We start from the raw sequence: 26406 nt of genomic DNA, 5'->3' as shown, positions 1-26406 counted from the left end.
CCCGGCGCGGAGGCTGGCGGGTGGGGGCCGGTGGCTGTGGCCAGTGGCAGCAGGAGGGCGGCGGCATGCCGAAGCCGGGCAGGTACCACGAGGGCGTCCCCTGCTGGGTCGTGCTCACGACCCCGGACGGCCCCGGGGCGCAGCGCTTCTACGGCGCCCTGTTCGACTGGGAGTTCGTCCCGACCGGCCCCGCCGAGGCGGTCGCCACCCGGTACGGCGCCCAGGTCGCGGCCGTCGGACCACCCCCGGACCCCGCGCTGCCCGTCGGCTGGACCACCCACCTCGCCTGCGCCGACCTCCGCCGCACCGCCACGCTGATCCGCGCCGCGGACGGCCGGATCACCCGCGAACCGTACGAGGTCCCCGACCAGGGGCGGGCCGCGCTCGCCGTGGACCCGCTCGGCGCGCCCTTCGGCCTCTGGCAGGCGGGCGCCATCGACGGGGCCGGCCTGGTGGACGAGCCCGGTGCGCTCACCTGGAACGAGCACCTCTCCCCCGAGCCCGACGCCGCCCGCGCCTTCTACCGCCGCGTCTTCGGCTACACCTACGACCGGCCACGGGCCGGCCACTCCCTCGCCCGGGCCGGCGGCCTCCCGGCCTGCAGCCTCGGCCCGTCCGGTGCCGGTGACGAAGCGCGCTGGCTGGCCCACTTCGGCACCGCCGACACCGACCGCGCCGCCGACCTGCTGCGCGCCCTCGGCGGCACCGTCCTCACCGGGCCCGGGCCGACGCCGTTCGGCCGCGCCGCACTGGTCCGGGACGACGCCGGGGCGGTGTTCGTCCTGGTCGCCGTCCCGTCCCGGGAGTCCGCGCGGGCGGCCTGAGCCGACCGGGTACCGGTCCTCCGGTCAGTCCGTCACCGCCTCGGTCTTCCACCGCGCCGGGCCTTCACCGCGTCAGTCCTTCACCGCGCCCGCCAGTCCGGACACCAGCTTGCGCTGCACCGCGACGAAGAAGATCAGCACCGGCACCGTCATCAGCGTGGACGCCGCCATGATGCCGCCCCAGTCGTTCTCGTCCGGTTTGAAGAAGACCAGCAGCGCCGAGGGCAGCGTCTGGTTGTCGGTGGCGCTGATGATGAAGGTCTTGGCGAAGACGAAGTCGTTCCACGCCGCGATGAAGGAGAACACGCTGGTCGCGGCGAGGCCGGGGGCCACCAGCGGCAGCAGGATCCGCCACAGGATGCGGGTCCGGCTCGCGCCGTCGATCTGCGCGGCCTCCTCGATCGACACCGGGACGGCGGCGACGAAGCCGCGCATCATCCAGATCCCGAACGGCAGCGAGAACGCCAACTGCACCAGGACCAGCGAGGCCAGGGTGTTCAGCCCGACGCCCGGGACGAACCGCCCGGCGTCGCGGAACATGAAGAACAGCGGGATGGTCAGCGCCTCGACCGGGATCATCTGGGCGATCAGGAACATCACCATGATCGTGGTGCGGAACCGGAACCTGAACCTGGTCACCGCCACCGCGGCCAGGAACACCACGACCGCCGAGAGCACCACCACCGACAGCGCGACCACCAGGCTGTTCAGGAAGTACCGGCCGAAGCCGTCCACGCTCAGCACCTGGCGGAAGCTCTCCAGCGTGGGGTGGGCCGTCCAGGGCTTCGGGTCCAGCGACTGCACCTCGCCCTTGGGCTTGAAGGCCGAGAGCACCATCCAGAAAACCGGGAAGGCGGTGACCAGCGCCACCACGACCGCGCCGGTGTCGGCCGCGAGCCGCCACCGGCCGCGGCTGTTGCGGCTGTTGCGGCTGTTGCGGCTGTTGCGGCTGTTGCGGCTGTTGCGGAGGATGTTCACAGCTCGTTCCCCGTCCGTCGCAGGCCGCGGATGTACAGGACCGTCGGGACCACCAGGATCAGCAGCATGATCACGCCGATCGCCGCGCCCAGCCCGTACTGCGAGGAGGCGAAGGCCTTCTGGTACGCGTACACGTTGAGCACCAGGTTCTGGCCGGCGATGCCGCCGCCCTCGGTCATCACGTAGATCTGGGTGAAGACCTTGAAGTCCCAGATCACCGACTGGATCACCACGATGGTCAGGATCGGCCGCAGCATCGGCGCGGTGATCCGGCGGAAGGTGGTCCAGGTGCCGGCGCCGTCCAGCGCGGCCGCCTCCATGACCTCCTCCGGGATGGCGCGGATGCCCGCGTACAGGGTGACCATCACGAACGGGAAGGAGTGCCACACCACCACGGCGCCGACGATCAGGAACGCCGTCCACTTGTCGTAGAACCAGTTGAACTCGTGGAAGCCGGAGAGCCCGATCCGCTCCAGGGTGTGGTTGACCAGGCCGAGGTTGGTGTCGAACAGGAAGCTCCACACCGTCGAACCGGTCATCGCCGGCGCCGCCCAGGCCGCGACGGCCGCGGTGGTCAGCAGCAGCCGCGGCCATCGGCCGACCTTGGTGAGCAGCACCGCGAGGGTGGCGCCGACGGCCAGGGTGGCGACCACGCAGAACGCGGCGAAGCCGACGGTCTGCAGCAGCACCGTCCAGAACTGCTCGTCCGCCAGGATCGTGGCGTAGTTGCCGAACCCGACGAAGGAGGTCGGCACGCCGCCGGACGCCTGGGCCTGCCCGAAGTCCAGGACGGACAGCAGGCCGAGCTGGTAGATCGGGTAGGCGACCAGCGGGATCAGGACGAGTGCGGCCGGCAGGAGCAGCAGCAACGGGGGCCGACGGCGCCGGCCGCCCGGGGGTGCCGTGGTGGATGCGGACACGTGCGGGACCTGCTCTCTGTGACGAACCGGGACTGGGAGCGTCAGGCGCGGGGCCGTCAGGTGGGTGGCCGTCAGGCGCGGGACCGTCAGGCGCGTGAGCGTCGGACACACGACGGTGCGGGGCACGCCCGACCGCCAGCCGTCGTCAGTGCCCGGCGAAGGCCGCGTCGATCTGCGCCGCGGCGTCGCCGGAGGCCTTGGCCACGTCCGCCTTGCCGGTGACGACCTGCTGCAGCATCGTCGGGATCACCGCTTGGGCGTCGATCTGCGCCCAGGCCTGGTGGAGCGGGACGAACCTGGTGCCGGCCGCGATGGTGTCGGTGAACGGCTTCAGGAACGGGTCCTTCGCCGCGACCTTGCCGCTGACGGACCTGAGCGTCGGCAGGTTGCCCATCGCGTCGTACATCTGCTCCTGGTACGCCGGGCTCGCCAGCAGCTCGGCGAACTCGACGGCCAGCGTGCGGTGCCTGGCCGCCTTCATGACGCCCAGGTTGTTGCCGCCGGCGAAGGCCGGGGCGACCGAGCCGGGCTTCTCGCCGGGCAGCGGCACCACGCCGTACCTGCCCTTGGCCGCGCCCGCCTCCACCTTGCCGCGGTTGGAGTTGAGCAGGATCGCCATCGCCGACTTCCCGGCGGCGAACAGGTCGACGGTCTTCCCGCCGGTCAGGTCCGCGCACTGCTGGGCGGGACAGCCGTCGGCGCCGAAGAGGTCGGTGTAGCGCCTGATCCCGGCCTGCGAGGCGGGCGAGTCGAGGGCCGCCTTGAACGCGGCACCGTCCTTGGCGGCACCGTCCTTGGCGGCACCGTCCTTCGTCGCGCCGTCCTTCGCCGCGATGTCGCCGCCCGCGTCCCAGACGAAGGGCAGCGCGCCGAAGGTGTACTTGCCGCCGACCGCGATGCCGAAGGTGTCCGGGTGCGCGGCGTGGATCTTCCGGGTGGCGGTGACCAGTTCGGCGTACGAGGTCGGCGGGGTGAGCCCGGCCTCGGCGAACAGGTCGGTGCGGTAGTAGAGCGCGCGTACGCCGACCCACCAGGGCAGGCCGTAGGTCCTGCCGTCCACCACGGCGGTCCTGGCGATCGCCGGGTCGAGGTCGCCCTTGTCCTTCCAGGCGTCCAGGTCGGCGCCGATCTCGGCGAGGCCGCCGGCGGCGACGTAGCCGGGCAGGTCGGTGTTGCCGAACTCGACCAGGTCCGGGGCGCTGTTGGGGTCGTTGAAGGCGCCCTTCATCTTGGCCGCGCGGGCCGAGGCGTCGGTGTCGATGTAGCTGACGTTGACGGTGACGCCCTGGTGGGAGGAGTGGAACTCGCTGACGGCCTTGGCGATCACGGCCTCCTTGGCCGCGTTGCCCGCCTCGTTGTACAGCCAGACCTGCAGCGTGCCGGTCCGGTCGTCACCGGCCCTGCCGCCCGCCGACGAGGCGGTGCCCGGGGCGCAGGCGGTGGCGGCCAGGCAGCCGGCGGCGAGCACCGCGGCCACCGCGGTCCGTCCGATGGGTCGCATGGTGGAGACCTCCCCTCCCGACAGCTGCCGCCGGGACGCGCGCCGCCGGGGGCGGGCGCGTCGAAGCAGGCCCTGACCGGGGCCGATGGTGGGTGAAGTGGTGGGGTGGGGGCAGGCCGCAGCGCTCGGGTGGGCGACGTCGCCTGCTCGATGGCAGGGACGTTAGGCGGGGGCGATCGGCGCCAACAAGAGGGGGTTGACGAAAGTTTTGCAATGCACAACGTTGTATCGAAGACGCGGTGCCACGGCCTCGAACGGGTACGTTCTGACAACCGCCGCCGACGCGCGGGGGAACACCCGCGGAACACCACCGGGGAACACGGCACCGGCACGCACCACCGGGAAACACCACCGGGGAACACACCACCAGGGAACGGACCCGACCCATGACGGAGACGGCACCCAAGAAGCCCGCGACCGAACGCAACCAGTCCTCCTCGCTGCGCCGCGCGCTCGCCGTCCTCGGCTACGTCCGCGACCACGCCGACGGGCGCGGCGTCCCGCTCGCCCAACTCGCCGAGGCCCTCGACCTCAACAAGAGCACCGTGCTGCGGCTCGCCGGACCACTGCTCGACGAGCACCTGCTCGACCGCGACCGCGAGACCGGGTGGTTCCGGCTCGGCCACGGCTCGCTGCGCCTCGGCCAGGCCTACCTGACCACCCTCGACCTGCGCAGCGTCGCCGCCGAACACCTGCGCCGGCTCCAGCGCGAGGCCGGCGAGACCGTCCACCTGACCGTCTGGCAGGCCCCCGGCATCGTCTACCTGGACAAGGTCGAGGACGAGACCAACGTCCGGATGGCCTCCCGGGTCGGCAGCCGCGCCCCCGCCTACTGCACCGCCACCGGGAAGGCCATCCTCGCCTGGCTCCCCGACGAGGCCGTCACCGAGGTCGTCGCGGCCGGCCTGCGCCCGGTGACCGCCTGGACCATCGCGGACGAGACCCGGCTGCGCGCCGACCTCGCCCGGATCCGCGCCCGCGGCTACTCCATCGACGACCGGGAGAACGAGCCCGAGGTGCGCTGCGTCGCCGCGCCGATCTTCGACCACACCGGCGAGGTGACGGCGGCGCTCTCCGTCTCCGGACTCACCTCGCGGATGACGGCCGCCCGGGTGCGCGCCCTCGGTCCGGTCGTGGCCCAGGCCGGGCTGCGGATCTCGCGCGAACTGGGCTCGGACCGGCAACCGTCCTGAGCCCCCGGGCCCGTCTTCGAACCCCCGTCAGTCCGGCCGGGGCGCCCCGTCAGTCCGAGGGCAGCAGCACCCGCTGGTCCACCGGCGAGGAGAGGATCACCGAGGTCGTCGTCCGTCCCAGCAGCGAGATCACCTCGATCAGCTCCTCCAGGTGCGCGGTGTCCCGCGCCGCGACCTTGAACACCCAGCAGTCCTCACCGATCACGTGGTGCACCTCCAGCACCTCCGGCCGGTGCAGCAGGTCCTGGCTGCGCAGGTACTTCACCGTCATCCGGGCGTGCGGCGAGACCCGGACGAAGGCCCGGATGCCGTACCCCAGCCGCTCCGGCGCGACCTGCGCCGCGTACCCGGTGATCGTGCCGCCCGCCTCCAGCCGGCGCACCCGCTCCCCGACCGCGGCCGGGCTGAGGTTCACCCGCCGGCCCAGCTCGCTGAGCGTGATCCGGCCCTCCGACTGGAGCAGCTCCAGCAGCCGCAGGTCGACCGCGTCCAGACCCCCGCCGGCACCGCCCCGGGCACCCACCGACGAATCGTCGGCCGAACCGCCCGACTGCCGTTGGTCTTTCGGTCGCAGCGCCTGAACTCCCATGATCACCCCTTCATCGAACCGCGCCGCACCATAACACTTGTGGGTATGGAAAACGTGCTCGTCATCGGGGGAAACCGGTACTTCGGACGGCAGTTGGTCAGCCGACTGCGCGACTCCGGAGTCCGGGTCAGCGTGCTCAACCGGGGCTCGACGCCGCCACCCCCCGGCGTCACCGCACTCGTCGCCGACCGGGCGGACGAGAAGGCGCTGACCGCCGCACTCGCCGGCCGGGACTTCGACACGGTGATCGACCAGGTCTGCTACACCCCGCGCCAGGCCGAACTCGCCGTCCGCGCCTTCACCGGGCGGACCGGCCGCTACCTGATGACCTCCACCATCGAGGTCTACGACACCGGTGGGACCGGTGGCACCGGTGAACCGCACCCCGTCGGCCGGCCCCTGGCCGAGTCCGCCGTCGACCCGGCCGGATGGCCGGTCAGGATGGAACTCCCCTGGACCGACCGGGAGTTCCTCGACACCTCGTACGGCGAGGGCAAGCGCCAGGCCGAGGCCGTGCTGACCCGCAGCGGGGCGTTCCCGTTCGTCTCCGTCCGGCTCGGACACGTCCTGGGCGCCGGCGACTTCACCGGCCGGCTCGCCCACTACACCGAGCGGATCGAGACCGGCGCGCCCGTCCTGGTGCACCCCGGGAACCTGCCCTCCTCCTACACCCACGAGGCCGAAGCCGCGGCCTTCCTGGCCTGGGCCGCCGCCGAGGAGTTCACCGGCCCGGTCAACCTCTCCTCGCACGGCGAACTGACCGCCACCGACCTCTGCGACCTCATCGCGGCCGGCCGCCCCTACCGCACGGCCGCACCCGGCCCCGGCGAAGAGGCCTCGCCGTTCTCCTTCGACCGCTACTACGGCATGGACAATTCCCGCGCCCAGCGGCTCGGCCACCCCCTCTCGCACACCCGTGACTGGCTCCCCGGCCTGCTCGCCGCCACCCGTGGACAGGAGCTCCCCGCATGACCACCGACCCGGCCATCCGCCCGACCACCAACCCCGCCACCCGCCTCCTCGGCACCGTCCGGACCAGCGCGATCGGCCTCGGCGCCATGCCGCTCTCCGTCGAGGGCCGCCCGGACGAGGCCCGCGCCGTCGCCACCGTCCACGCCGCCCTCGACGCGGGCATCACCCTGATCGACACCGCCGACTCCTACCACTGGCACGCCGACGAGTACGGCCACAACGAGGACCTGATCGCCCGGGCCCTCACCGCCTACGGCCCGGACGCCGACCGCGTCCTGATCGCCACCAAGGGCGGCCGCGGCCGCCCCGGCGACGGCACCTGGACCGTCAACGGCGACCCGGCCCACCTCGAGCGCGCCTGCGAGGGCTCACTGCGCCGCCTCGGCGTCGAGGCGATCGGCCTCTACCAGCTGCACCACCCGGACCGGCACATCCCGTACGCCGACTCGCTCGGCGCGATCCGGGACCTCCACCAGGCGGGAAAGATCCGCGCGGCCGGCATCTCCAACGTCGACGTCGCCCAGGTCCGGCTCGCCCGCGAGATCCTCGGCGACGCCCTGGTCTCGGTCCAGAACGAGTACTCCCCCGCCGTCCGCACACACCAGCCGGTGCTCGACCTGTGCACCGAACTGGGCCTGGCCTTCCTCCCCTGGAGCCCCCTCGGCGGCATCGGCCACTCCGCCGGACTCGGCGGAGCCGGCGAAGCGTTCGCCGCCGTCGCCGCCGAACGCGGAGTCAGCCCGCAACGCGTCGCCCTCGCCTGGCTGCTGGCCACCTCCCCGGTGACCATCCCGATCCCGGGCTCCAGTCGCCCGGAGACCATCCGCGATTCCGCCGCCGCCGGCGAATTGACACTCACCGAGGACGAACTGTCCCGCCTGACGAACGCGAACAGGGCCCGGCACCTGTGAAAGGCACCGGACCCTGTCCGACAGTAGAGCGCCAGGCCCGGATCGCACGGACTCTTCCTACTGAAAGTAGGACGTGCTCTGGTAGCACCGCTGACGCCTGACGAGGAATCATCTCCCTCGCGACAAGAAGTACAGTACCAGTTCAGTGATCAGTCACCGAATCGGAGGCGAACCCCGTATGACCCGCCCTGAACCCGAGGTCGTTCCGTATACCGACGGTCGTTTTCTGGACGTCCACCGGCCGGTCGGCGCTGCCGGTGGGCCGGCTCCGGTCGTCCTGTTGTGGCACGGCAGCGGGGCGGACGAGCGGGATGTGCTGCGGCCGTTGGCCCAGGAGGCCGCCGGGCTGGGACTGCTGGTGCTCGTCCCGGACTTCGACCCGCAGGGGGCGGACGGCGGCGCCGCCGAGCTGTTCGCCTCCCTCGCCACGGCACGCCGCATCGCCTCCGGGTTCGGCGGGGACCCGGCCCGTTTCGTACTGGCCGGCTGGTCCTGGGGCGGCCGGGAGGCCGTCGCGGTGGCCACCCACCCGAGCACGCCCGCCGAACTCCGGCCCACCGCCGCCGTCGGCATCGCCTCGCGCTACGCCGACCCGGCCGTCACCACCGGCGACGCCCCGCTCGACCACCTGGCGGCGAGTCCCTCCCCCGTCCCGCTCTGGCTGGTGCACGGCACGGCCGACGACATCGTGGACGTCGAGCACACCCGCGAGCTGGGCGACGCCGTACCGGCCGCCGCCGTACTCGAACTCCCCACCGACCACGCGGGCGTGGTGATGACCCGCTACAGCCCCGAGGCCCGACGCTGCGTGCCCGCGACCGACGCCGGCACCGTGGCGGCCGGGCGCCGCACGGCCGCCGTCCTCGCCGAGGCGGCGGGACTGGCCTAGCGACGCCGCCGGTCCGGGCGGGGCCGGTCCGGGCGGGGCCGGTCCGGGCGCGGCCGGTCAGTTCCGTGCCGCCGGCGCCCGCAGGCCGTGGCCGCGTTCGAGGGCGTCGAGGTCGCGTTGCAGCGGCGGGCGCGGGACGGCCAGCACGGGGCAGCTCGCGTGCCGGACGCAGTAGGCGGTGACCGAGGGGTGGACCAGCCGGGCGAGGCGGCCGCGTTCGCGGCCGGCGCCGAGGACGAGCAGGTCGCCGGGGCGGTCGGCGCAGCGCACCAGGGAGTGGCCGGTGTCGCCACGGACGGCCTGGCAGCTCAGCCGCACGCCCGCGTACCGGCCGGCGAAGGCCTCGTCGAGGGCCTGGCGCAGCCGGGCCACGGCGGCGTCGCGGCCGGCGGTGACCACCGGCGGGCAGGGTGTGCGGCGGTAGCCGAGTTCGTCGCCGGGCGGGGTCCAGCAGAGTACGGCGAGCACCTCGGTGTCGGTCCTGCGGGCCTCGGCGACGGCGTGGTGGAGGGCGGCGAGGCTGCCCAGCGAGCCGCTGATGCCGACCACGATCCGGCTCCCGTCCGCACCGCTGCCCGCCATGCTCCGCCCCTCCCGCTGCTGTCGCCGCTGTCGCGGCCCGCCGAACCTCAGACCGCCGAACCGCGGACCGTCGGGCCCAGCAAAGCGCCCCACGGCCGGGCGGCCACCGCTCGTTGACGGGGCTCTGACGCGGGGCCGGGTGTTCCGTACGCGTCCCTGATGCCGGGAGGCCGCCGCTCTCAGCCCTGCTCAGCCTTTCTCTGCTCGGCCCTTCGCAGCCCTGCTCAGCCCTCGGGGGTCGCCGGTGTCTCCGCTTCCCAGAGGTCCGCGAACATCCGGTCGAGGTGTTCCTCGCCGATCGGCGGGACCGGCAGCGGGTGGGCGGCCCGGGCGCGGAAGCCGTCCAGGAGGAGGGCGAGGTAGCGGCGCCAGAGGTCGGGGCGGATTTCGGTGGCGGCGGGCAGGGCGCGGCAGAGCGGGCCGAGGAGGAACAGCAGGTCCATGGTGACCACGTCGCGCCGCATGGTGCCCTGGTCCTGGGCGCGGGCGATGAGGGTGCCGACGGTGGTGGCGTGCTGCCGGCTGATCTCCAGCATGCCGGGGATGGCCGGGATGGCCTGGGTGACCAGGTCGTTGACGCCCCGGTCGGCGGCGACGAGTTCGAAGATCCGGCCGAAGTACCGTTCGAGGCCGGTCCAGGCGTCGTCGGTGGCGAGGGCCTCTTCTCCCGCGGCGGCCAGGCCGGCTCCGGCGTCCGCGAACACTTCGCCGATGAGTGCCTCGCGGGTCGGGAAGTGCCGGTAGAGGGTGGCGTTGCCGACGCCGGCCTCCTTGGCGATCTGGTCCAGCGGCACGTCCAGGCCGTTCCGGGAGAACATGTCGCGGGCGGCGGCGAGCAGCAGGTCCCGGTTGCGCTGCGCGTCTCGCCGGAGCCGTCCCGGAGGGTTCGCGCTGCTCGGTGCCATGCGTCCGACCCTAGCAAGCGCGGGGCGGGTGGACCGCCGACGACCTGACCGGCCCGGTCGCGGTGGTCGAGCGGGGTCCCGCGCGGGGCGAGTGGACCGCTCAACTACCCTACGGATCGATCGGGTCCGGAAAGATCGACGGGGGCGGGGGAATTCATGGCCACGGTGACGGAGCTGCGGTACTACCCGGTGAAGGGGTGCGGCGGGGTGTCGGCGGCGCGGGCGGAGCTGACGCCGGCGGGGCTGGCCCATGACCGGGAGTTCATGGTGGTGGACGAGCTCGGCGTGTTCCGTTCCCAGCGCCGGGACCCGCTGCTGGCCGCCGTCCGCCCGGTGGTGCTGGAGGGCGGCCAGGTGCTGGCGCTGGCCGCCGCGGGGGTGGAGCCGCTGACGGTCGCGGTGGACACCGAGGGTCCGCGCCGCGAGGTGCGGCTGTTCGGCGCACCGTTCCTGGGCATCGACCAGGGGAAGGAGGCGGCGGACTGGTTCTCGGAGGTGCTGGGCGTGCCCAGTCGGCTGGTCCGGGTGCCCCCGGAGCACGACCGGGTGACCGACGGTCTGACCCCGGGCACCTCCGGCTACGCCGACAGCAGCGCCGTGCACCTGCTGTCGCGTGCCACGCTGGACCGCTTCAACGAGCTGTCGGGTGCCGCCGCGCTGTCCGTGGACCGGTTCCGCCCGAACCTGGTGGTGGACGGCTGGCCGGAGCCGCACACCGAGGACCTGGTCCGGCGCCTCACGGTGGGCGGCGCCGAACTGGGCTACACCAAGCTGGCGATCCGCTGCGCGGTGACGATGGTGGACCAGTCCAGCGGGGCCAAGGCCGGGCCGGAGCCGCTGCGCACGCTGGCCCGGTACCGCCGGGCCGCGGCGGGCGGGGTCGCGTTCGGCAGCAAGTTCTCCGTGCTGCGGCCGGGCTCGCTGCGGGTCGGGGACGAGCTGTCGGTGAGCGCCTGGGGGCCGTCCGAGCTGTGAGCCCGCCGGCCCGTCGACTGGTCGGCGGGTCAGCGGGTGCGGTGGATCGGCGGGTGCGGTGGATCGAACCGTCGACGGGTCGGCGGGTCAGCGGGTGCGGTGGATCGGCGGGTGCGGTGGATCGAACCGTCGACGGGTCGGCGGGTGCGACGGGTCGACGGGGGCGGTGGCGGCCCCGGTGGGGAAGTGTGCCGGGGCCGCCGTCGTGCCGGGGTGGTCAGCAGCCCTGGTCGATCAGGGAGAACGTGGCGTAGTGGTCGCCGGTGTAGTAGTCCTCCTGGTTGCCCTGACCGGTCACGATCCGGCGGGCCCCGCGGGTCCGGGAGCCCGGGGTGACGACGGTGTACTCGTGGTAGTACCCGGAGAACTGGCTGGGCAGGACGCGCTCGCTGTTCCGGAACACCACGCCGTCCTGGGAGTAGGGGAACGGCCCGTCGGAGGCGATGAGGTCGAGGGTGTCGCCGGCCTCCGGCGGGAGCGCGGAGAGGCAGACCGTTCCGCTCACGGTGGCGTGCGCCTCCGTGGTGACGGCGAGCGGCGCGAGGGTCATCAGGGCGACGGCGGTGACGGCGGCAGCGCGGGACTTCCACGCGCGTAGAGTGCGAGACATGTCCCCAGTCTGGCGAGACACGGTCAAATCCGGAAGCCCTCCATCCAAATGTTAACCAGTGAGTAACTCCCCTTTACCTAGCAGGACTTGGCGCGTACTTCGACCCCCGCCGCCCCTCCCCGCCCACTCGCCGACGCCGTCCACGAACCGTCCGGACGACACAAGGATCGACCGTCGTCGAACTAGCCTCGGAGCCGCCCTCCTCCGCCCCTCAGGCCCTCGCCGCGCCCGGAGCGCGCCGCATAGAGTGACGGATCATGATGGGCCGGAACGAGCTCTGACGGGGTGGACGACATGGCTGCGAACGACGACGACGGCGCACGGACGGCACCGACCGCGACACCGCACCCCACGGCCCGGAAAGCCCCCGAGGCCGCCGGGACCGCCGGAGTCGCCAGGCCCTCCACCGCGCTGACCGCGCACCAGCTGATCGGCCTGCTCGTCGACCCCGGCAGCTTCCACGGCTGGGACGAGCCGACCCCGGGCCCGCCCGCCGACCCCGGCTACCGCGCCTCGCTCGACCGGGCCCGCGCCCGCACCGGCCTGGACGAGGCCGTCCTCACCGGCCGCGGCCTGATCGACGGCCGGCCGGTCGCCCTGGTCGCCTCCGAGTTCGGCTTCCTCGGCGGCTCGATCGGCGTCGCGACCGCCGAACGGATCACCCGGGCCGTCGAGCGCGCCACCGCCGAACGCCTGCCGCTGCTCGCCCTGCCGGTCTCGGGCGGCACCCGGATGCAGGAGGGCTCCGCGGCCTTCCTCTGCATGCTGCGCATCACCGCCGCCGTCCAGGCCCACCGCGCGGCCGGTCTCCCCTACCTCACCTATCTGCGCAACCCCACCATGGGCGGGGTCTTCGCCTCCTGGGGCACCCTCGGCCAACTGGTCCTCGCCGAGCCGGGCGCCCGGCTCGGCTTCCTCGGCCCGCGCGTGTACGAGGAGTTGCGCGGCGTGGAGCTGCCGCCGGACGTCCAGCGGGCCGAGACGCTGGCCGAGCAGGGACTGGTGGACGCCGTCGTACCGCCGCAGGAGCTGCGCGAGCTGGTCCGCCGCACGCTCGCCGTCCTCGGCACGACGCCACCGGCCGACGCTCCGACGGCAGCCCCTGTCACCGACACCCCTTCCACGTCCTCCACCTCTGTCAGCGCCCCCTCCACCGAGCCGGCCGCCCCCGACGCCTGGGACTCCGTGCTCCGCACCCGCCGTCCGGACCGTCCGGGCACCCGCGAGTTCCTGCGGCACACCGCCGAAGAGCTGGTCTTGCTGGACGCCCCCGGCGGACGCGGCGGTGCCCTGGTCCGCGCGCTCGCCGTGCTCGGCGGCCGGCCCGTCCTGGTCGTCGGCCAGCAGCGGCAGACCCCGGAGCACGAGCGCCCCTTCACCGCCGCCGACCTGCGGGCGGTCCGGCGCTCCGCCGGCCTGGCCGAGCAGCTCGGACTGCCGCTGGTCACCGTGGTGGACACGGCCGGCGCCGAGCTGTCCGCCGGGGCCGAGCGGGAGGGCGTCGCGGTGGAGATCGCGCACTGCCTGACCACCCTGCTCGCGCTGCGCACCCCCGTGCTGGCGGTGCTGCTCGGCCAGGGTTCGGGAGGGGGCGCGCTCGCGCTGCTGCCGGCCGACCGGGTGCTCGCCGCCGGACACGCCTGGCTGGCGCCGCTGCCGCCCGAGGGGGCCTCGGCGATCGTCCACCGGGACGGCGGGCACGCCGCCGAGCTGGCCCGGGCGCAGGGCATCGGGGCGCACCACCTGGCGGAGGTCGGCCTCGTGGACGAGGTGATCCCGGAGCTGCCGGACGCCGCCGACGAACCGGAGGCCTTCTGCGCCCGGCTCGGCCGGGCGGTCGGTGCGGCGCTCGGCGCCCTCACCGCGACGCCCGACGCGGACCGGCTCGCCGCCAGGGCCGTCCGCCACCGGCGGCTGGGCGACCTCCGCTGACCGGCCACTGACCGGCCACCGGCCGCCTGCCGACCGCTCGCCGACCGACACCCGGCCGTCCACCGGCTGTCCACCGGTCGACCACTCCCCCGAGGGGTCGCAGGGCGTGGCCCCGGTCTCACCCACCGCGTTGATCGTCTGTACCCAAAGTTCCTCCCCCGGACCGGCGGGTGACGGCCCGAACGGCTCAAACGGTGAGTGCGCTCACACGGAATCGGCGTCCACGACGGTCCGTAGTAGTCCCCGCCGCGCGGTGCGGGGCCGCCCCTGGCCCCCCGTAGCCCATGTTCGCGCAGGTCAGAACGGGTCGGCGCGCTTCGCGCGACCGGCCCTTCGAATCCACGGCGACCGCGCGCCGTACGACCGCCGGTCGTAACGAGGGGGTCTTGGCGACGGCCGATCCGGTCTGGCAACAATGGCTCAGTCGTCAGCCGCACCGGCTCCTGTCCCGCCGGTGAACGGCTTACTGCCGAGTCGCACCCCGTGACCGCATTGGCCCCTGTCCGGCCGTGGGTCCTGGGCGGGGCGCGACCCGGCCCAACCTGATTGAGGTCTTGTTCTTCATGCCCGCTTTCAAGCTCCGTATGCGTACTTCGGCCGCGATTCTCGCCGGCGCCGCCGGTCTGACCGCCCTGGGCGCCGGTGTCCTGCCCGCCACCGCGAACGCCGCCACCGCCTCCCCGCAGGCGATCGCCGCCCAGATCGTCCCGGCGAACCAGCTGGCCTCGTTCAGCCAGATCATCTCGCACGAGTCCAGCTGGAACGTGACCGCGACCAACCCGAGCTCGGGCGCGTACGGCCTGGCCCAGGCGCTGCCGGGCTCCAAGATGGCCTCGGCCGGCGCGGACTGGCAGACCAACCCCAGCACCCAGATCAAGTGGGCGCTGGACTACATGAACTCCCGCTACGGCAGCCCGAACGCCGCCTGGGCCTTCTGGCAGAACCACCACTGGTACTAAGCCGGCCCCGTCGGCCCACGTATCCCCTCCCGCCCCCTGACCACTCCCCCTCACCCCGGGGTCGGACAGGGACCACCGGGGTGCCCGAGAGGGCCCGGACCCGCGCGATCCGCGTGGCCCGGGCCCTCTCGTGGTTTCCACCGCCGACCCGCCCGCACCTCCCGGCCTACGGCTCGCCCGTCAGCCCCAGCAGCTCGCGCATCCGCGCGTACTTCGCGGCCAGCCGCTCGGCGGTCGCCCGGTCCAGCACGGCCAGCCGGGCCGGGTCGGAGTTGTGGGCCAGGTCGGCGCGCTTGACCAGCAGGGCGCCGGGCGTGGCCAGGATGCGCGCCGCGTACTCCTCGACCGGTTCCCCGGAGCGCCGGGTGAGCGCGTCCACGATCGCCTTGGTCTCCTCGGGCAGCGCGGCCGCCGCCAGCCACTCCCGGCTCAGCCGGTCGTCCTCGACGGTGTCGTGCAGCCAGCCCGCCGCGATCTGCGCCGCGCTGCCGCCCCGCGCGGCCGTCCCGTGCGCGACCGCCGCGATGTGCTCGCCGTACGGGTGGCCGTTCTTGTCCACCTGTCCCCGGTGGGCGCGGCGGGCGATCGCCTCCACCTCGGACAGGCTCAGGAACCCGTCCGCCGTCGGCCCGCCGCCCGGCTCGTCCCGCTGCTCCCGCTGCTCCCGCTGCTCCCGCTGCTCCCGCTGCTCCCGCGCCGGATCGTCCACCGGCCCACCCCTCGGTTCGTCCATCGGTTCGTCCATCGGTTCGTCCATCGGTTGATCCATCACCTGGTCCAGCGGTCCGACCACGGGCTTCCCCCGGTTCGTCCGTCGCCTCCCCCTCGGCTCATCGTAGGCCCGTGATCAGCGCGTGGACGGTCACTGGTTTACTGCCCCGGGGGTTCACGGCTTCGAGGGTTCACCAGCCAGGGAGTTGACGCCCCCGGCGGAAACCCCTGCCGCACCCGGCAGACTCGTCCGAGCGATCCGAGGAACCATGCCATCCCTGCATCCTCTGCTGTCCGGCTTCGCCCCGATCTGGGCGCTCACCGGAGTCGGTTACGTCGTCGGCCGCACCGGGCTGCTCGGGCCGCACGCCGAGGCGGTGCTCAACCGGTTCGTCTTCCACGTGGCGATGCCGGCCGCGCTCTTCCTGATGATCTCCCGCACCCCGCTGGACCGGTTCGCCAACCCCTCGATCGCGGCCTTCGCCGCCGGCACCGCGATAGCGACCGGACTCGGACTGCTCGCCGGACGCGTGTTCTTCGACCGCAAGCGCGGCGAACTGGCCATCGGCGCGATGGCCTCGGGGTACGTCAACTCCGCGAACCTGGGCATCCCGGTGACCATGCAGGTGCTCGGTGACGCCTCCTTCGTGGCCCCCGTGGTGCTGTTCCAGATGCTGCTGGTCACGCCCGCCGTCCTCGCCGTGCTGGACAGCGGCGCGGCCGGCCGCCGGGCCCTGCTCACCCTGCCGGTGCGCAACCCGATCCTGCTCGCCACCGCGCTCGGCGCCGTCGTCTCCGCGACCGGGGTGCACCTGCCCACCGAGCTGAATCGTTCCTGCGAGCTGCTCGGCGGTGCCGGCGTGCCGACCGCCCTGATCGCCCTCGGCATCTCGCTGCACAACCGCCCGCCGGCGGACGGCCGTTCGCGCCGCGCCGAGGTCGGCCTGACCGTCGCCCTCAAGACCCTGGTCCAGCCGCTCGCCGCCTTCGCCGTCGCCGGCCCGCTGCTCCACCTGCCGGCCCACCAGCTCCTCACCGTCGTCCTGTTCTCCGCACTGCCCACCGCGCAGAACGTGTACACCTACGCCCGCGAGTACGCGCAGGGCACACTGCTCGCCCGGGACGCGGTGCTCTGGTCGACGCTGGTGTCGATGGCGACGCTGTCGGTGATCAGCTGGACCCTCGGGCCGGCGTAGCCCCTCGCCCGCTTCCCGCCTGCTTCTCGCCTACTTCTTGCCAGCTTCCGCCCCCGCTCGCTCCTGCTGCCGGGCGGTGGCCACCACCTCGGCCATCGCCTCCAGGAAGCGCCGGGCCACGGCCAGCTCCCCCGGCTCGAACCGCCCCATCGCCGCCAGCAGGTCCCCGATCAGCCCGCCGAAGAAGCCCTGGCCCAGTTCCATCGCCCGCTCCTCGACCAGCAGCCGCACCCGGCGCCGGTCCTGCGGGTCGCGCTCGCGACGGATCAGCCCGAGCCGCTCCAGCCGGTCCACCAGGCCGGTGGTGCCGGCCGAGTTCAGGTGCAGCGCCTCGCCGAGCCGCCCCGGGGTGACCACCTCGCCCGCTCGGGCGGCGTCCAGCAGATGGATCAGCGCCCGCAGATCGGTCGGGTGCAGACCGTTGCGGGACGCGAACTCGGCCCCGAACAGATCCAGTTCGACCGTCAGCCCGCGCAGCAGGTGCACCAGCCGCATCGGCTCCTCAACCTCGGACACCCGTCGGCCCTCCTCGATGGCTTCCTCGATGGCGCTTCCTCGATCACGCCCGTCCCGTTATTCTCTCGTTCAGCGAGATACTTGCCGAACGAGATGCATGGTGGGCGAGTGTTTCCGCGCGCCATCACACCACACCCGCGGAGGCCCGTCATGTCCGCCCGCACCGCCCCCTTCCTGGCCGCCTACGACGCCCTGCTGGCGCGCTGGCCCGTCCCGGTCGAGGCCCTCACCGTCCGCACCGACCACGGCACCACCCGGATCAACGCCTGCGGCCCACGGGACGGACGCCCCCTCGTCCTCCTCCACGGCGGCGGCGCCACCTCCACCATGTGGGCCGCCAACGCCGCCGCCCTTGCCGGGGCCGGACACCGCGTCCTCGCCGTCGACCTGATCGGCGACCCCGGGCGCAGCGTCCACGACGGCGCCGCACTCGACGGCGTCCCCGGGCTGCTCGGCTGGTTGGACGCCGTCCTCGACGGACTGTCCGTCACCGAGGCCGACCTCTGCGGCCACTCGTACGGCGGCTGGATCGCCCTGGAGTACGCCCTGCACGCCCCCGGCCGGGTCCGCCGGCTCGCCCTGCTCGACCCCACCCAGTGCTTCGCCGGCTTCCGCCCCGGCTACCTGCTGCGCGCGCTCCCGCTCTTCCTCCCCGGCCGCACCCCGGCCCGCGCCCGCGCCTACCTCGACTGGGAGACCGGCGGCGGACACCACCTCGACCCCGACTGGCGCGAGCTCTACGCCCTCGGCTACGCCGACTTCCCCGCCTCCCGCGTCGTCACCGGCCCCCGCCCCACCCCCGCCCGCCTCCGCACCCTCACCGCCCCCGTCCTCACCCTCCTCGCCGCCCGCAGCCGCACCCACGACCCCGCCCGGATCGCCGACGCCGCCCGCCGCGCCCTCCCCTCCGCCGAGGTCGCCGTCCTCCCGGACGCCACCCACCACGACCTGCCGACGGCCGCCGCCCCCGAGGTCAACCGGCGCCTCGTCGACTTCCTCGCGTAGGGCCCGAGCCCCCTCGTCGCCTGCACCTGACCCGGCCACGGCCAGGCAGAGCAGTTCGGCGTCGGTCGACCGGGGCGAGCGCCCCGACCAGCGCGTTCGAGGCAGGTGATCATCGATCTGCTCGTAGAGTGACGTCAGGAGGGTGTCCGGCCCTTCGGTCGTCATAACCCGGTGCCGGACACCCTTCCGGCAGGCTCGAAGCAGAACCGGCGATCCCAGCCGGTATCGGAACCGCCCGTCCAGGTGTGGCTGTTCAGCGCCAGGCGTGGCGGATCCGTACCCGGCCGAACCCGATGGCGCCGCTGAACCGGATCGTCGGTCCGCCGGGGCGGGTGGGGTGCCGGGGACGGTAGAGCGTGGTCTTCCAGCCCGTCGTCAGGCCCTCGATGTCCACGACGGCGTCGCGTGGCACCGTGATGGCGGCCCCGCCGGTGCCCAGGCTCAGCTCGATGTCGATCACCGGATGCTCGATGACCGCCCGGGACAGGTCCAGCCGTACCCGCCCCATCGCGGACTCGATCCTGAGCGTCCGGGGGACCGTCCAGGCCCCGCCGCGCCGGATCCGTCCGGTGGCGGCGGAGATCACGGACGTCGGGCCCGGTTCCTCCTCCGGCAGGGTGTCCAGGACCCGCGCCAGGTCGCCGCGCGTGCCGGCGGTCAGCAGCTCGTGCAGCCGGAGCTCCATCTCCTCGTGCGTGATGTGCCCTTCGGCGTAGGCCTGCTGAAGGCGCGTCACGGCAGCCTCGCGCTCCCCCTCGGCGATCGGGCGCGGCTGGCGCGGCGGGCGTTTCGACGGAGAGGTCATCACCCCACTGTACGGGCGCGGTCGGCGCCGCAGAACACCCGGGCGCCGCGCCCGGTACGGCCCAACTGCCCGCCCCCGCCCGGCAGTACGACGCGGCGACCGGCCCGGCCTGGCCCGGCCTGTGCCGGTGGAGGCGGAGGTGGAGTCGGAGGCGGATCCGTCCGTCAGTAGACCAGGTAGCCCGGGCGGCGCCCTTCGTCGTCGATCTCCCCGGTGGCCTGGGCCCGCAGCTTGCGGGACAGCTCCTCCAGGGCGCGGGAGGCCGCGACCTCCTCGCCGATCCTGGCGAGCGGACGGTCCTCGGCGCTCTTCACGGCCTCGCCGTGCGCGCTCAGGCCCGGCGCCCGCGCGCCGGTCAACCTGGCGTCGCACGCCGTGTGCACGCCGTCCTCGTTGAATGTCAGCTCCACGTCCCACTGGTTGTGCATGCCACACCTCCTGGCGCCGGCCCCCGTCGCGCCTTGTCCGGACCGGCACGGACGGTGACCCGTGGCGGCCGCTCACACCAGCGTGCGCCTGCCCCGCCCGTGGCGGCAAGCGCGGCGGACGGCACCCGGCGGGGCGGCCCGGGTCCGCCCCTGGCGAAGGTCCGGCCAAGGTCCGGCCGAGCTCCGGCCGAGCTCCGGCCGTCCCGTCCGATCGGCCCGGGCGCCGCCCCGGCGGTACGCTGACGGGAGCGGCCGCGACCGCCGCCCACCTCGGACTCGTCGGCGCGGCGCGGGCAGCGACAACCTGGTGGTCCCTCCGTGGTGGTCTTCCTCCTCGCCCTCAGCGCGGCCTGCTGTCTGGGACTCGGCTTCGTCCTCCAGCAGCACGCGGCGCAGCGGGCCCCCCGTGCCGATCTGCTGCACTGGCGCCTGCTGCTGGACCTGATGCGGATGCCGCAGTGGCTGCTCGGCACCGGGTTCATGGTGAGCGGTCTGATCCTCTCCGCGCTCGCCCTGAACAAGGGTGAGGTGTCCCTGGTCGAACCGCTGCTGGCCACCAACCTGCTCTTCGCGATGGCCCTCTCCCGGGTGCTGACCCGCCAGACCCTGGGCCGCTCCGGCTGGGCCGGGGTGCTGTTGCTGGGGCTCGGGGTGACGGCGTTCATCGTGGCCGGGAAGCCGACCGGGGGCGGGGCCCCCGCCGGGGAACTGCGGCACTGGCTGGTGGTCGGCACGGTGGTCGGACTGGTCGTGCTGCTGGTCTCGCTGGCGCGACGGCTGCCGCTGTTCGAGGAGGCCACCCTGCTGGCGCTCGCCGCCGGACTGCTCTACGGCCTCCAGGACGCGCTCACCCGGACCACCACCCTGCGGCTGGACCACGAGGGGCTGGGGCCGGTGCTGCGCAGCTGGCAGCCGTACGCGGTGATCGTGGCGGGGGTGGTCGGACTGCTGCTGGTGCAGAGCGCCTTCGAGGCCGCGCCGCTGCGGATGTCGCTGCCGGCGCTGACCGCCGCCCAGCCGCTGGCCGGGATCGCCTGCGCGGTCGGCTTCCTCGGCGACCGGCTGCGGGTGACCCCGGGCGCGCTGGCCTGGCAGTCGGCCGGGCTGCTGGCCATCGTGATCGGGGTGATCGTGATCGGCCGCCACCCCGCCATGCCCGGCACCGTCCGCGACACCCTGGAGAGCATCGGGGCAGCGCCGGAGGACGGGTCCGGGGAAGGGGTCGGGGTCGGGGCTGGGGAAGGGGTCGGGGACGGGTCCGGCACCGAGAACGAGGACGGCCCTGAGGACGGCCCTGAGGACGGCCCGCCCGACGGCGACCCCGACGGCGGCCGGCAGCGGCCCGGCTAGCGCCCCGATGTGCTGGAGCGCACAGGCGGACGCCGTGGCCGGCGGGGTGGTCGCGGCCGTCGGTGTGGCCTGCCTGGTCCGCGCCCACCGGGCTGGCCGGCCGGAGCGCTTGCCGCTGGCCGCGCTCCCCCTGGTCCTGGGGCTGCACCAGCTGATCGAGGCGCTGGTCTGGCTCGGTACGGACGGTGGGCTGCCCGACGCCCTCGCCGACGCGGCCCGCACCGCCTGGGCGGTGATCGCCCTTCCGCTGCTGCCCGTGCTCGTCCCGGCCTCGGTGTGGTGCGCGACCGCCGGGCCGCGTCGGCGTGTGCTCGCCGGGCTCGCCCTGCTCGGCGCGGCCGTCGCCGTCCCGCTGGCCGTGGCCGTCGCCGCGCGTCCGGTGACGGCCACTGAGCGGGGCCACACCCTGGGCTACGCCATCGGCGTCCCGCACCCGGCCCTTCTCCTGAGCGGCTACCTCCTGGCCACCATCGGCTCCCTCCTCGTGAGCGGCGACCGTCTGCTCCGGCACCTGGGGCTCGTCACCGCCGTGGGCGCCCTCGTCTGCGCCCTGGTCTGGCGCCTCGCCTTCGTCTCCACCTGGTGCGCCCTCGCCGCCGTGGCCAGTCTCCTGCTGCTCCGGTGGGCGGGCCGCCCAGCCGTCTCCGGGGCCGCCGAACCGCTGAGATGAACGGCCCGGCCGACGGTTGCTACCCGCGCGCCGCAGCCGGCTCCCGCTCGGTCTCCGCGGTCGGCGGACCATCGGCGGCCGCGCCGCCCGCGCGGCCCCGGAGGCGGTCCATCTCTCGCCACTCGGACCGGAGGCCGGCCAGCGAGGTGGTCGCGAAGTAGACGCCACCGGCCGCCAGCAGGCTGGGTATCAGCCCGAACAGGGCGACCGACGCGCCCGCGACCAAGCCTCCGAGCGGGATCCCGGCCCAGGCCAGGGAGTCGCCGAGGGCGTGGACGCGGCCGAGCAGCCGGCGGGGCACCCGCTCGAACAGCACCGCGCCGAGGATCGGGTTGAGGAAGCCGGAGCCGAAGCCGCCGATCGCGAAGACCGTGAGCACCACCCACATCGGCGCCCCGAGCGCGAGCACCAGGAAGCGGGGCGCACCGCACAGCAGGAAGCCGACGAAGAAGACCGTCCGGCGGGGCAGTCGGGACGCGACGGCCGCCGCGATCAGGCTGCCGACCACCGCCGTGGCGCCCATGACACCGGCGGTCAGGCCGATGGCGGCCGGGCCGTTGCCGGACTCCCGGGCCCAGACCGGGACCAGGACGGTGGAGAAGCCGGCGTCGAGCAGGTTGGTGACGCCCACCATCACGATCACCGCGAGCAGCAGCGGCTCGGACCGCAGGAAGGTGAAGCCCTCACGGAACATCCGCCAGTAACCGCCGTCCTGCCCCTCCCCCGTGGGCGACGGCACGGCCGACCCGTCGGCCGCCCCATCGACCGGCCCGCCGGCCACCACCGGGCGCCCCATGCCGCGCGGCAGCGCGACCGCGATGATCAGCGAACCGAGGGCGAAGGTGGCCGCGTTGACCGCCAGCCCGGCCAGTGGGCCCAGCAGCGCGACCAGCCCTCCGCCGGCGGCCGGGCCGATGGTGGAGGCCAGCCGCTCGGTGACCCCCGACAGCCCGGTGGCGCGCTCCAGCGGCACCCGGGCGTGGTCCGCGGCCTCCGGGACCATGACCGACTTGGCCAGGTCCCCCGGGCCGCGCATCGCGCCGATCACCGCGACCATCACCAGCAGCACCCAGAACGGGAGCAGCCCCCGCGCGTGCAGCAGCGGCACCAGCCCGGCCGCGGCGGCGCTGACCGCGTCCGTCGTCCAGGACACCGCCCGCGGCCCGAGCCGGTCGACCACCGGCCCGGTCAGGGCCTTGACCAGCACGTACGGCGCCATCTCGGCGAAGGCGACCAGGCCGGTCATGGTGGCGCTGCCGGTGGTGGCCAGGACGAACCAGGGCAGGGCGATGGCCGAGACACGCGTCCCGGTGATGGAGACGGCCGTGGCGGTCAGCACCCCGGCCAGCGGCCGGAAGCTGCGCACGGGCGGCTCGACGGCGGCGGCGGTCATCCGGTCTCCCCCTCGGTGTGTGCCGTCTCCCCCTCGGCGCACGCGCTTTCCCCCTCCGCGTGTGCGCTCTCCCCCTCCGTGCATGCGGTCTCCCCCTCGGTGATGGTGGTGCTCGGGTCCGGCAGGACGTGGACGATCACGGAGACCTGCTCGGTGCCCTCCGGAGCCGGCCGGTCGACGTCGATCCGGCGGTAGCGGCCGAGGACCTCGGACAGCTCGCCGGACAGCTGCTCGGCCTCGGCGGGCGTGAGCTGCAGGATCAGGTGGCTCAGGTCCGTCACCCGGCGCCACTCCCGCGGCATGGTCTCGAAAGCGTCCAGCGTGCGCCGGCTGGTCAGGGTGTGTGCGGCCAGGACGGACCGCAGGAAGCCGACGGCCGTGTCCGTGTCCTCGTCCGCCATGTCGTCCACCGTCCAGACGGTGAGCCGCTGGGCCGAACGCCACCAGCGCTCACGGGCGTTGCCGCGCTCCGGGTCCTCCTCGACGAAGCCCGCGGCGGCGAGCTGGCGCAGGTGGTAGCTGGTGGCTCCGGAGTTGAGCCCGAGCCGCGCGGCGAGCTTCGTCGCCGTGGACGGGCCGTGCTTGCGCAGCAGCCCGACCAGCTGCATGCGCACGGGGTGCGCCATCGCCCGCATCCCCCGGGCGGTGATGGCGGTGTCCGGGTCGTCACTGTGCTTCCAGCCGCGGTTCTCGGTCATGGCAGGAGCGTAGAACCGCAAAGAGTCCTTTGCAAAGGATTTTTCGCGAAGACTTCTCTGCGGTCCGTCCGCCCCTGGTCACGGGCGCCGCCCCGCCGGTCGGCGGGTGCGCGACCGGCCGCTCGGCGGGGGCCGGGGCCGGCTTCGCGACCGGGAGCGGGATTGTCACCCGGCCGGGTGAGGCGCACGCTGGCAGGAGGGCCAGGGAAGCGGCCCGCCCCGGTCGGCCGCGGAACCGATGACGGCCGCCGGTGGGGCACGAGGGGCAGGGCGATGACACGCAGTCTCTGGGGCTACGTCACGTCGGGGGCCCGAGCGATCGCGGCCTTCGGCGGCACGGGGGGCACCGGGCGCAGGACCGGCACCGGACGGGCGGGCGGGCCGGCCACCGCCGAGGGCGAGGAGGGCCTCGCGCCGTTCCAGTCCGGCACCATGGCCGCGCCCAGGGCGCTCTCCCGGACGGAGCTGGAGCGGCTGCGGTGGACCGGACGGGAGGCCGGCTGCGAGCCGACGGCCCGGCACGTCCAGGTGGCCGACGTGGTCCGCCGGGTGGTGCGCGGCGGCGGCCGGTCGGCGGCCGTCACCGTCCGGATGGCGCCCGGGCTGCCCGTGGTGGCCGGGGACGCCCGACGGCTGGAGGCCGCCCTCGCCGGGCTGGTCGACCACGCGATCCGCCGCAACCCGCCCGGTGGCCGGGTCCTGGTCCGCGCCGACGTGGCGGCCGGCCCGTCCGTCTGGCGCTCGCCGGGCCGGGCGTCCGCGGCCCGGGGCCCGGGCGTCGGCCGGGGCCCCGCGCGCGAGGACGGCCGGTACGGCGGGCGGGGCCGCGGCCGGGTGGAGATCCGGATCTCCGACCGGGGCGCCCACGTGCTGCCCGAGGCCCGCGAGTGGCTGCTCGCCGGCATCCGCTCCGACAGCCCGGCGGGCCCGGCCCTGCACAGCCTGGTCCTGACGGCCGGCGGCCGGCTCGCGGTCGAGTCCACCCCCGGCGGCGGCCTGACCGTGGTGCTGCTGCTGACCGTCGCCCACGAATGACCGGGCCCCCGCGGCAGGCTCCACGACAGCCCCGCCGCGGGCCCCACATCAAAGACCCCGCGCCGGACGCCGCACACCCGGCGGACCCGCCCCGCCGAACCTAGACTTGCCCCATGCCCCGGCTCAACGACCAGGTCAGGGAGCTGCTCCAGGAGTACGCCGACCTGATCAACATCACCGGCGGGGACGCCTTCCGGGCCCGCGCCTACGAGAAGGCCGCCCGCGCGGTGGGCGGCCACCCCGAGGACCTGGCCGGCCTGGACGTCAAGGGCCTGCAGAAGATCCCCGGCGTCGGGAAGTCCACCGCCGAGAAGATCGCCGAGTACCTCTCCGCCGGGAGGATCACCGCCCTGGAGGCCCTGCGCGCCGAGATCCCGGCCGGCGTGCGGGAGATGACGGCCGTCCCCGGCGTCGGCCCGAAGCGCGCCCTGGCCCTCTACCGCGACCTCGGCATCACCTCGGTGGACGAACTCGCCGAGGCGGTCCGCGCCGACCGGCTGTCCGGCCTGGCCGGCTTCGGCGAGCGCAGCGGCGAGAAGATCCTGCACGGCATCGAGCTGGTGCGGCAGTCCGGCGGCCGGACCCTGCTGGACGCCGCCACCGAGCTGGCCGAGCAGCTGGTCGCCGCGCTCTCCGCCGTCCCCGGCTGCACCCGCTGCGCGTACGCCGGTTCGCTGCGCCGGATGCGCGAGACGGTGGGCGACATCGACGTGCTCGCGACCGCCGAGGACTCCGCCCCGCTGATGGCCGCGCTCACCGGACTCCCGTACGTGGCCGAGGTGATCGGCAGCGGGACGACCAAGACCTCGGTGCGCACCGACCGGGGCGTCCAGGTGGACCTGCGGGTCGTCCCGGAGGAGGACTGGGGCGCGGCGCTGGTCTACTTCACCGGCTCGAAGGCGCACAACATCAAGCTGCGCACGATGGCCGTACGGGCCGGGCTGAAGCTCTCCGAGTACGGGCTGTTCGAGGTGGACGGCGGCGCCAAGGTGGTCTCCCGAACCGAGGACGAGGTGTACGCGGCACTCGGCCTGCCGTGGATCGCACCGCCGCTGCGCGAGGACCGGGGCGAGATCGAGGCCGCCCTGAACGGCGAACTCCCGGACCTCGTCCAGGAGTCCGACCTGCGCGGCGACCTGCACACGCACACCGACCTGACCGACGGGCTGGCCACCCTGGAGGAGATGATCGACACTGCGGCCGCCCGGGGCTACTCCTACTTCGCCGTCACCGACCACGCGCCGGACCTGGTGATGCAGCGGATGACCGACGAGAAGATCCTGGCCCAGCGCGAGCGGCTGCGCGGACTCGCCGACCGGCACAAGAGGATGCGGCTGCTGCACGGCACCGAGCTGAACATCGGCCCGGACGGCGGCGTGGACTGGCCGCCCGGGTTCCTGGCCGGCTTCGACGTCTGCGTGGCCTCGGTGCACTCGCACTTCACCCTCGACCGCGCCGCCCAGACCCGCCGGCTGATCCGCGCCTGCGAGAACCCGTACGTGCACGTCATCGGCCACCTGACCACCCGGCGGATCGGCAGCCGCGGTCCGATCGACGTCGACCTCGACGCGGTGTTCGAGGCCGCCGCGCGCACCGGCACCGCGATCGAGGTCAACAGCTCCCCGCAACGGCTCGACCTGCGCGACGAGGACATCCTGCGGGCCAGGCGGCACGGCGTGCGGTTCAGCGTCGACAGCGACGCCCACGCCACGCCGCAGCTCGCCTACCCGCGCTTCGGCATCGGCACGGCGCAGCGCGGGTGGCTCACTGCCGAGGACGTGATCAACACCTGGCCGTGGCAGAAGCTGAAGCGCTTCCTGCGCAAGGACGCCCTGCGCTGAGCGCACCGGGCGTCCCTC

The 26406-nt window shown here is 74.2% G+C and carries 26 protein-coding genes and 2 pseudogenes; 14 read left to right on the top strand and 14 right to left on the bottom strand.

Annotated features, from left to right (window positions below; genetic code table 11):
* The first annotated feature begins 65 nt into the window (after positions 1-65).
* Entirely contained in the window at positions 66-824 is a 759-nt protein-coding gene (locus IE332_RS18300; RefSeq protein ID WP_189917467.1) for a VOC family protein, read from the top strand.
* A gap of 72 nt (positions 825-896) precedes the next feature.
* Here the strand turns inward: IE332_RS18300 and IE332_RS18295 are convergent, their stop codons facing one another.
* The 3 genes from IE332_RS18295 to IE332_RS18285 all read right to left on the bottom strand — a co-directional run bounded on the left by IE332_RS18295 (position 897) and on the right by IE332_RS18285 (position 4223).
* A complete protein-coding gene (locus tag IE332_RS18295; protein WP_373313762.1) occupies positions 897-1796 on the bottom strand; it encodes a carbohydrate ABC transporter permease in 900 nt (299 codons plus the stop codon).
* Positions 1797-1798: 2 nt separating this feature from the next.
* Entirely contained in the window at positions 1799-2722 is a 924-nt protein-coding gene (locus tag IE332_RS18290) for a carbohydrate ABC transporter permease (RefSeq protein ID WP_189917465.1), read from the bottom strand.
* A gap of 145 nt (positions 2723-2867) precedes the next feature.
* The gene (locus tag IE332_RS18285) at positions 2868-4223 is read right to left on the bottom strand and encodes an extracellular solute-binding protein (protein ID WP_189917463.1); all 1356 of its coding nucleotides are present in this window, start codon (positions 4221-4223) and stop codon (positions 2868-2870) included.
* A gap of 386 nt (positions 4224-4609) precedes the next feature.
* On the opposite strand from IE332_RS18285, the gene IE332_RS18280 reads away from it, so the two are divergent.
* Positions 4610-5416: an IclR family transcriptional regulator gene (locus IE332_RS18280; RefSeq protein ID WP_189917461.1), complete on the top strand. Its 807-nt coding sequence runs from the start codon at positions 4610-4612 to the stop codon at positions 5414-5416.
* A 49-nt stretch (positions 5417-5465) separates the two neighbouring features.
* On the opposite strand, the gene IE332_RS18275 is transcribed toward IE332_RS18280, so the two are convergent.
* Complete coding sequence (locus IE332_RS18275) at positions 5466-6005, bottom strand: Lrp/AsnC family transcriptional regulator (protein ID WP_189917458.1); 540 nt, start codon at positions 6003-6005, stop codon at positions 5466-5468.
* A gap of 45 nt (positions 6006-6050) precedes the next feature.
* On the opposite strand from IE332_RS18275, the gene IE332_RS18270 reads away from it, so the two are divergent.
* From IE332_RS18270 to IE332_RS18260, 3 genes are all read left to right on the top strand, one after another.
* Complete coding sequence (locus IE332_RS18270; protein ID WP_189917456.1) at positions 6051-6977, top strand: NAD-dependent epimerase/dehydratase family protein; 927 nt, start codon at positions 6051-6053, stop codon at positions 6975-6977.
* Positions 6974-7888: an aldo/keto reductase gene (locus IE332_RS18265; RefSeq protein ID WP_189917454.1), complete on the top strand. Its 915-nt coding sequence runs from the start codon at positions 6974-6976 to the stop codon at positions 7886-7888. The genes IE332_RS18270 and IE332_RS18265 overlap by 4 nt, the downstream gene beginning before the upstream one ends.
* 178 nt (positions 7889-8066) lie before the next feature.
* Entirely contained in the window at positions 8067-8777 is a 711-nt protein-coding gene (locus IE332_RS18260) for an alpha/beta hydrolase family protein (RefSeq protein WP_189917452.1), read from the top strand.
* Positions 8778-8834: 57 nt separating this feature from the next.
* Here IE332_RS18260 and IE332_RS18255 read toward each other — a convergent pair whose 3' ends face one another.
* Together IE332_RS18255 and IE332_RS18250 are read right to left on the bottom strand one after the other, a co-directional pair.
* A complete protein-coding gene (locus IE332_RS18255; protein ID WP_189917450.1) occupies positions 8835-9359 on the bottom strand; it encodes a universal stress protein in 525 nt (174 codons plus the stop codon).
* A 224-nt stretch (positions 9360-9583) separates the two neighbouring features.
* The gene (locus IE332_RS18250; RefSeq protein ID WP_189917448.1) at positions 9584-10264 is read right to left on the bottom strand and encodes a TetR/AcrR family transcriptional regulator; all 681 of its coding nucleotides are present in this window, start codon (positions 10262-10264) and stop codon (positions 9584-9586) included.
* Between the two features lie 156 nt (positions 10265-10420).
* Here IE332_RS18250 and IE332_RS18245 point away from each other — a divergent pair, with 156 nt between their 5' ends.
* Positions 10421-11239, top strand: coding sequence for an MOSC domain-containing protein (locus IE332_RS18245; protein WP_189917446.1), 819 nt, complete (start codon positions 10421-10423; stop codon positions 11237-11239).
* Positions 11240-11456: 217 nt separating this feature from the next.
* Here the strand turns inward: IE332_RS18245 and IE332_RS18240 are convergent, their stop codons facing one another.
* Positions 11457-11849 carry a ribonuclease gene (locus tag IE332_RS18240; protein WP_189917444.1) on the bottom strand — a complete coding sequence of 131 codons (393 nt, stop codon included), beginning with the start codon at positions 11847-11849 and terminating at the stop codon, positions 11457-11459.
* 294 nt (positions 11850-12143) lie between these two features.
* Here IE332_RS18240 and IE332_RS18235 point away from each other — a divergent pair, with 294 nt between their 5' ends.
* Both IE332_RS18235 and IE332_RS18230 read left to right on the top strand, forming a co-directional pair.
* Complete coding sequence (locus IE332_RS18235) at positions 12144-13781, top strand: carboxyl transferase domain-containing protein (RefSeq protein WP_189917441.1); 1638 nt, start codon at positions 12144-12146, stop codon at positions 13779-13781.
* Between the two features lie 584 nt (positions 13782-14365).
* The gene (locus IE332_RS18230; protein ID WP_229928701.1) at positions 14366-14740 is read left to right on the top strand and encodes an aggregation-promoting factor C-terminal-like domain-containing protein; all 375 of its coding nucleotides are present in this window, start codon (positions 14366-14368) and stop codon (positions 14738-14740) included.
* Between the two features lie 166 nt (positions 14741-14906).
* Here the strand turns inward: IE332_RS18230 and IE332_RS18225 are convergent, their stop codons facing one another.
* The gene (locus IE332_RS18225; RefSeq protein ID WP_189917908.1) at positions 14907-15350 is read right to left on the bottom strand and encodes an HD domain-containing protein; all 444 of its coding nucleotides are present in this window, start codon (positions 15348-15350) and stop codon (positions 14907-14909) included.
* Positions 15351-15720: 370 nt separating this feature from the next.
* Between IE332_RS18225 and IE332_RS18220 the strand changes: the two genes are divergently transcribed.
* Entirely contained in the window at positions 15721-16647 is a 927-nt protein-coding gene (locus tag IE332_RS18220) for an AEC family transporter (RefSeq protein ID WP_189917437.1), read from the top strand.
* 30 nt (positions 16648-16677) lie between these two features.
* On the opposite strand, the gene IE332_RS18215 is transcribed toward IE332_RS18220, so the two are convergent.
* On the bottom strand, positions 16678-17142 hold the full coding sequence (locus IE332_RS18215; protein ID WP_189917906.1) for a MarR family winged helix-turn-helix transcriptional regulator: 465 nt from the start codon (positions 17140-17142) through the stop codon (positions 16678-16680).
* 171 nt (positions 17143-17313) lie between these two features.
* Here IE332_RS18215 and IE332_RS18210 point away from each other — a divergent pair, with 171 nt between their 5' ends.
* Entirely contained in the window at positions 17314-18168 is an 855-nt protein-coding gene (locus tag IE332_RS18210) for an alpha/beta fold hydrolase (protein ID WP_189917435.1), read from the top strand.
* Between the two features lie 36 nt (positions 18169-18204).
* Here IE332_RS18210 and IE332_RS42570 read toward each other — a convergent pair.
* From IE332_RS42570 to IE332_RS18200, 3 genes and pseudogenes are all read right to left on the bottom strand, one after another.
* A pseudogene (locus IE332_RS42570) lies at positions 18205-18333 on the bottom strand (IS982 family transposase); the annotation flags it as partial.
* Positions 18334-18421: 88 nt separating this feature from the next.
* Positions 18422-18973 (bottom strand): DUF1707 SHOCT-like domain-containing protein, encoded by a 552-nt coding sequence (locus IE332_RS18205; protein WP_189917433.1) that lies wholly within the window; start codon positions 18971-18973, stop codon positions 18422-18424.
* Positions 18974-19137: 164 nt separating this feature from the next.
* Entirely contained in the window at positions 19138-19401 is a 264-nt protein-coding gene (locus tag IE332_RS18200) for a dsRBD fold-containing protein (RefSeq protein ID WP_189917431.1), read from the bottom strand.
* A 318-nt stretch (positions 19402-19719) separates the two neighbouring features.
* Between IE332_RS18200 and IE332_RS18195 the strand changes: the two are divergent.
* A pseudogene (locus IE332_RS18195) lies at positions 19720-20559 on the top strand (DMT family transporter); the annotation flags it as partial.
* A gap of 199 nt (positions 20560-20758) precedes the next feature.
* Entirely contained in the window at positions 20759-21421 is a 663-nt protein-coding gene (locus tag IE332_RS18190) for a DUF6629 family protein (protein WP_189917427.1), read from the top strand.
* Positions 21422-21440: 19 nt separating this feature from the next.
* Here the strand turns inward: IE332_RS18190 and IE332_RS18185 are convergent, their stop codons facing one another.
* Entirely contained in the window at positions 21441-22814 is a 1374-nt protein-coding gene (locus tag IE332_RS18185) for an MFS transporter (RefSeq protein ID WP_189917425.1), read from the bottom strand.
* Positions 22811-23512 carry an ArsR/SmtB family transcription factor gene (locus tag IE332_RS18180; protein ID WP_189917423.1) on the bottom strand — a complete coding sequence of 234 codons (702 nt, stop codon included), beginning with the start codon at positions 23510-23512 and terminating at the stop codon, positions 22811-22813. The genes IE332_RS18185 and IE332_RS18180 overlap by 4 nt, the downstream gene beginning before the upstream one ends.
* A gap of 273 nt (positions 23513-23785) precedes the next feature.
* On the opposite strand from IE332_RS18180, the gene IE332_RS18175 reads away from it, so the two are divergent.
* Both IE332_RS18175 and polX read left to right on the top strand, forming a co-directional pair.
* The gene (locus tag IE332_RS18175) at positions 23786-24547 is read left to right on the top strand and encodes a histidine kinase (RefSeq protein WP_189917421.1); all 762 of its coding nucleotides are present in this window, start codon (positions 23786-23788) and stop codon (positions 24545-24547) included.
* A gap of 113 nt (positions 24548-24660) precedes the next feature.
* Complete coding sequence (gene polX / locus IE332_RS18170) at positions 24661-26388, top strand: DNA polymerase/3'-5' exonuclease PolX (protein WP_189917419.1); 1728 nt, start codon at positions 24661-24663, stop codon at positions 26386-26388.
* Positions 26389-26406 lie beyond the last annotated feature (18 nt).

This window comes from Kitasatospora xanthocidica, from assembly GCF_014656195.1.
GTDB classification, from domain to species: domain Bacteria; phylum Actinomycetota; class Actinomycetes; order Streptomycetales; family Streptomycetaceae; genus Kitasatospora; species Kitasatospora xanthocidica.
This window is presented reverse-complemented; position numbering and strand designations above follow the sequence as displayed.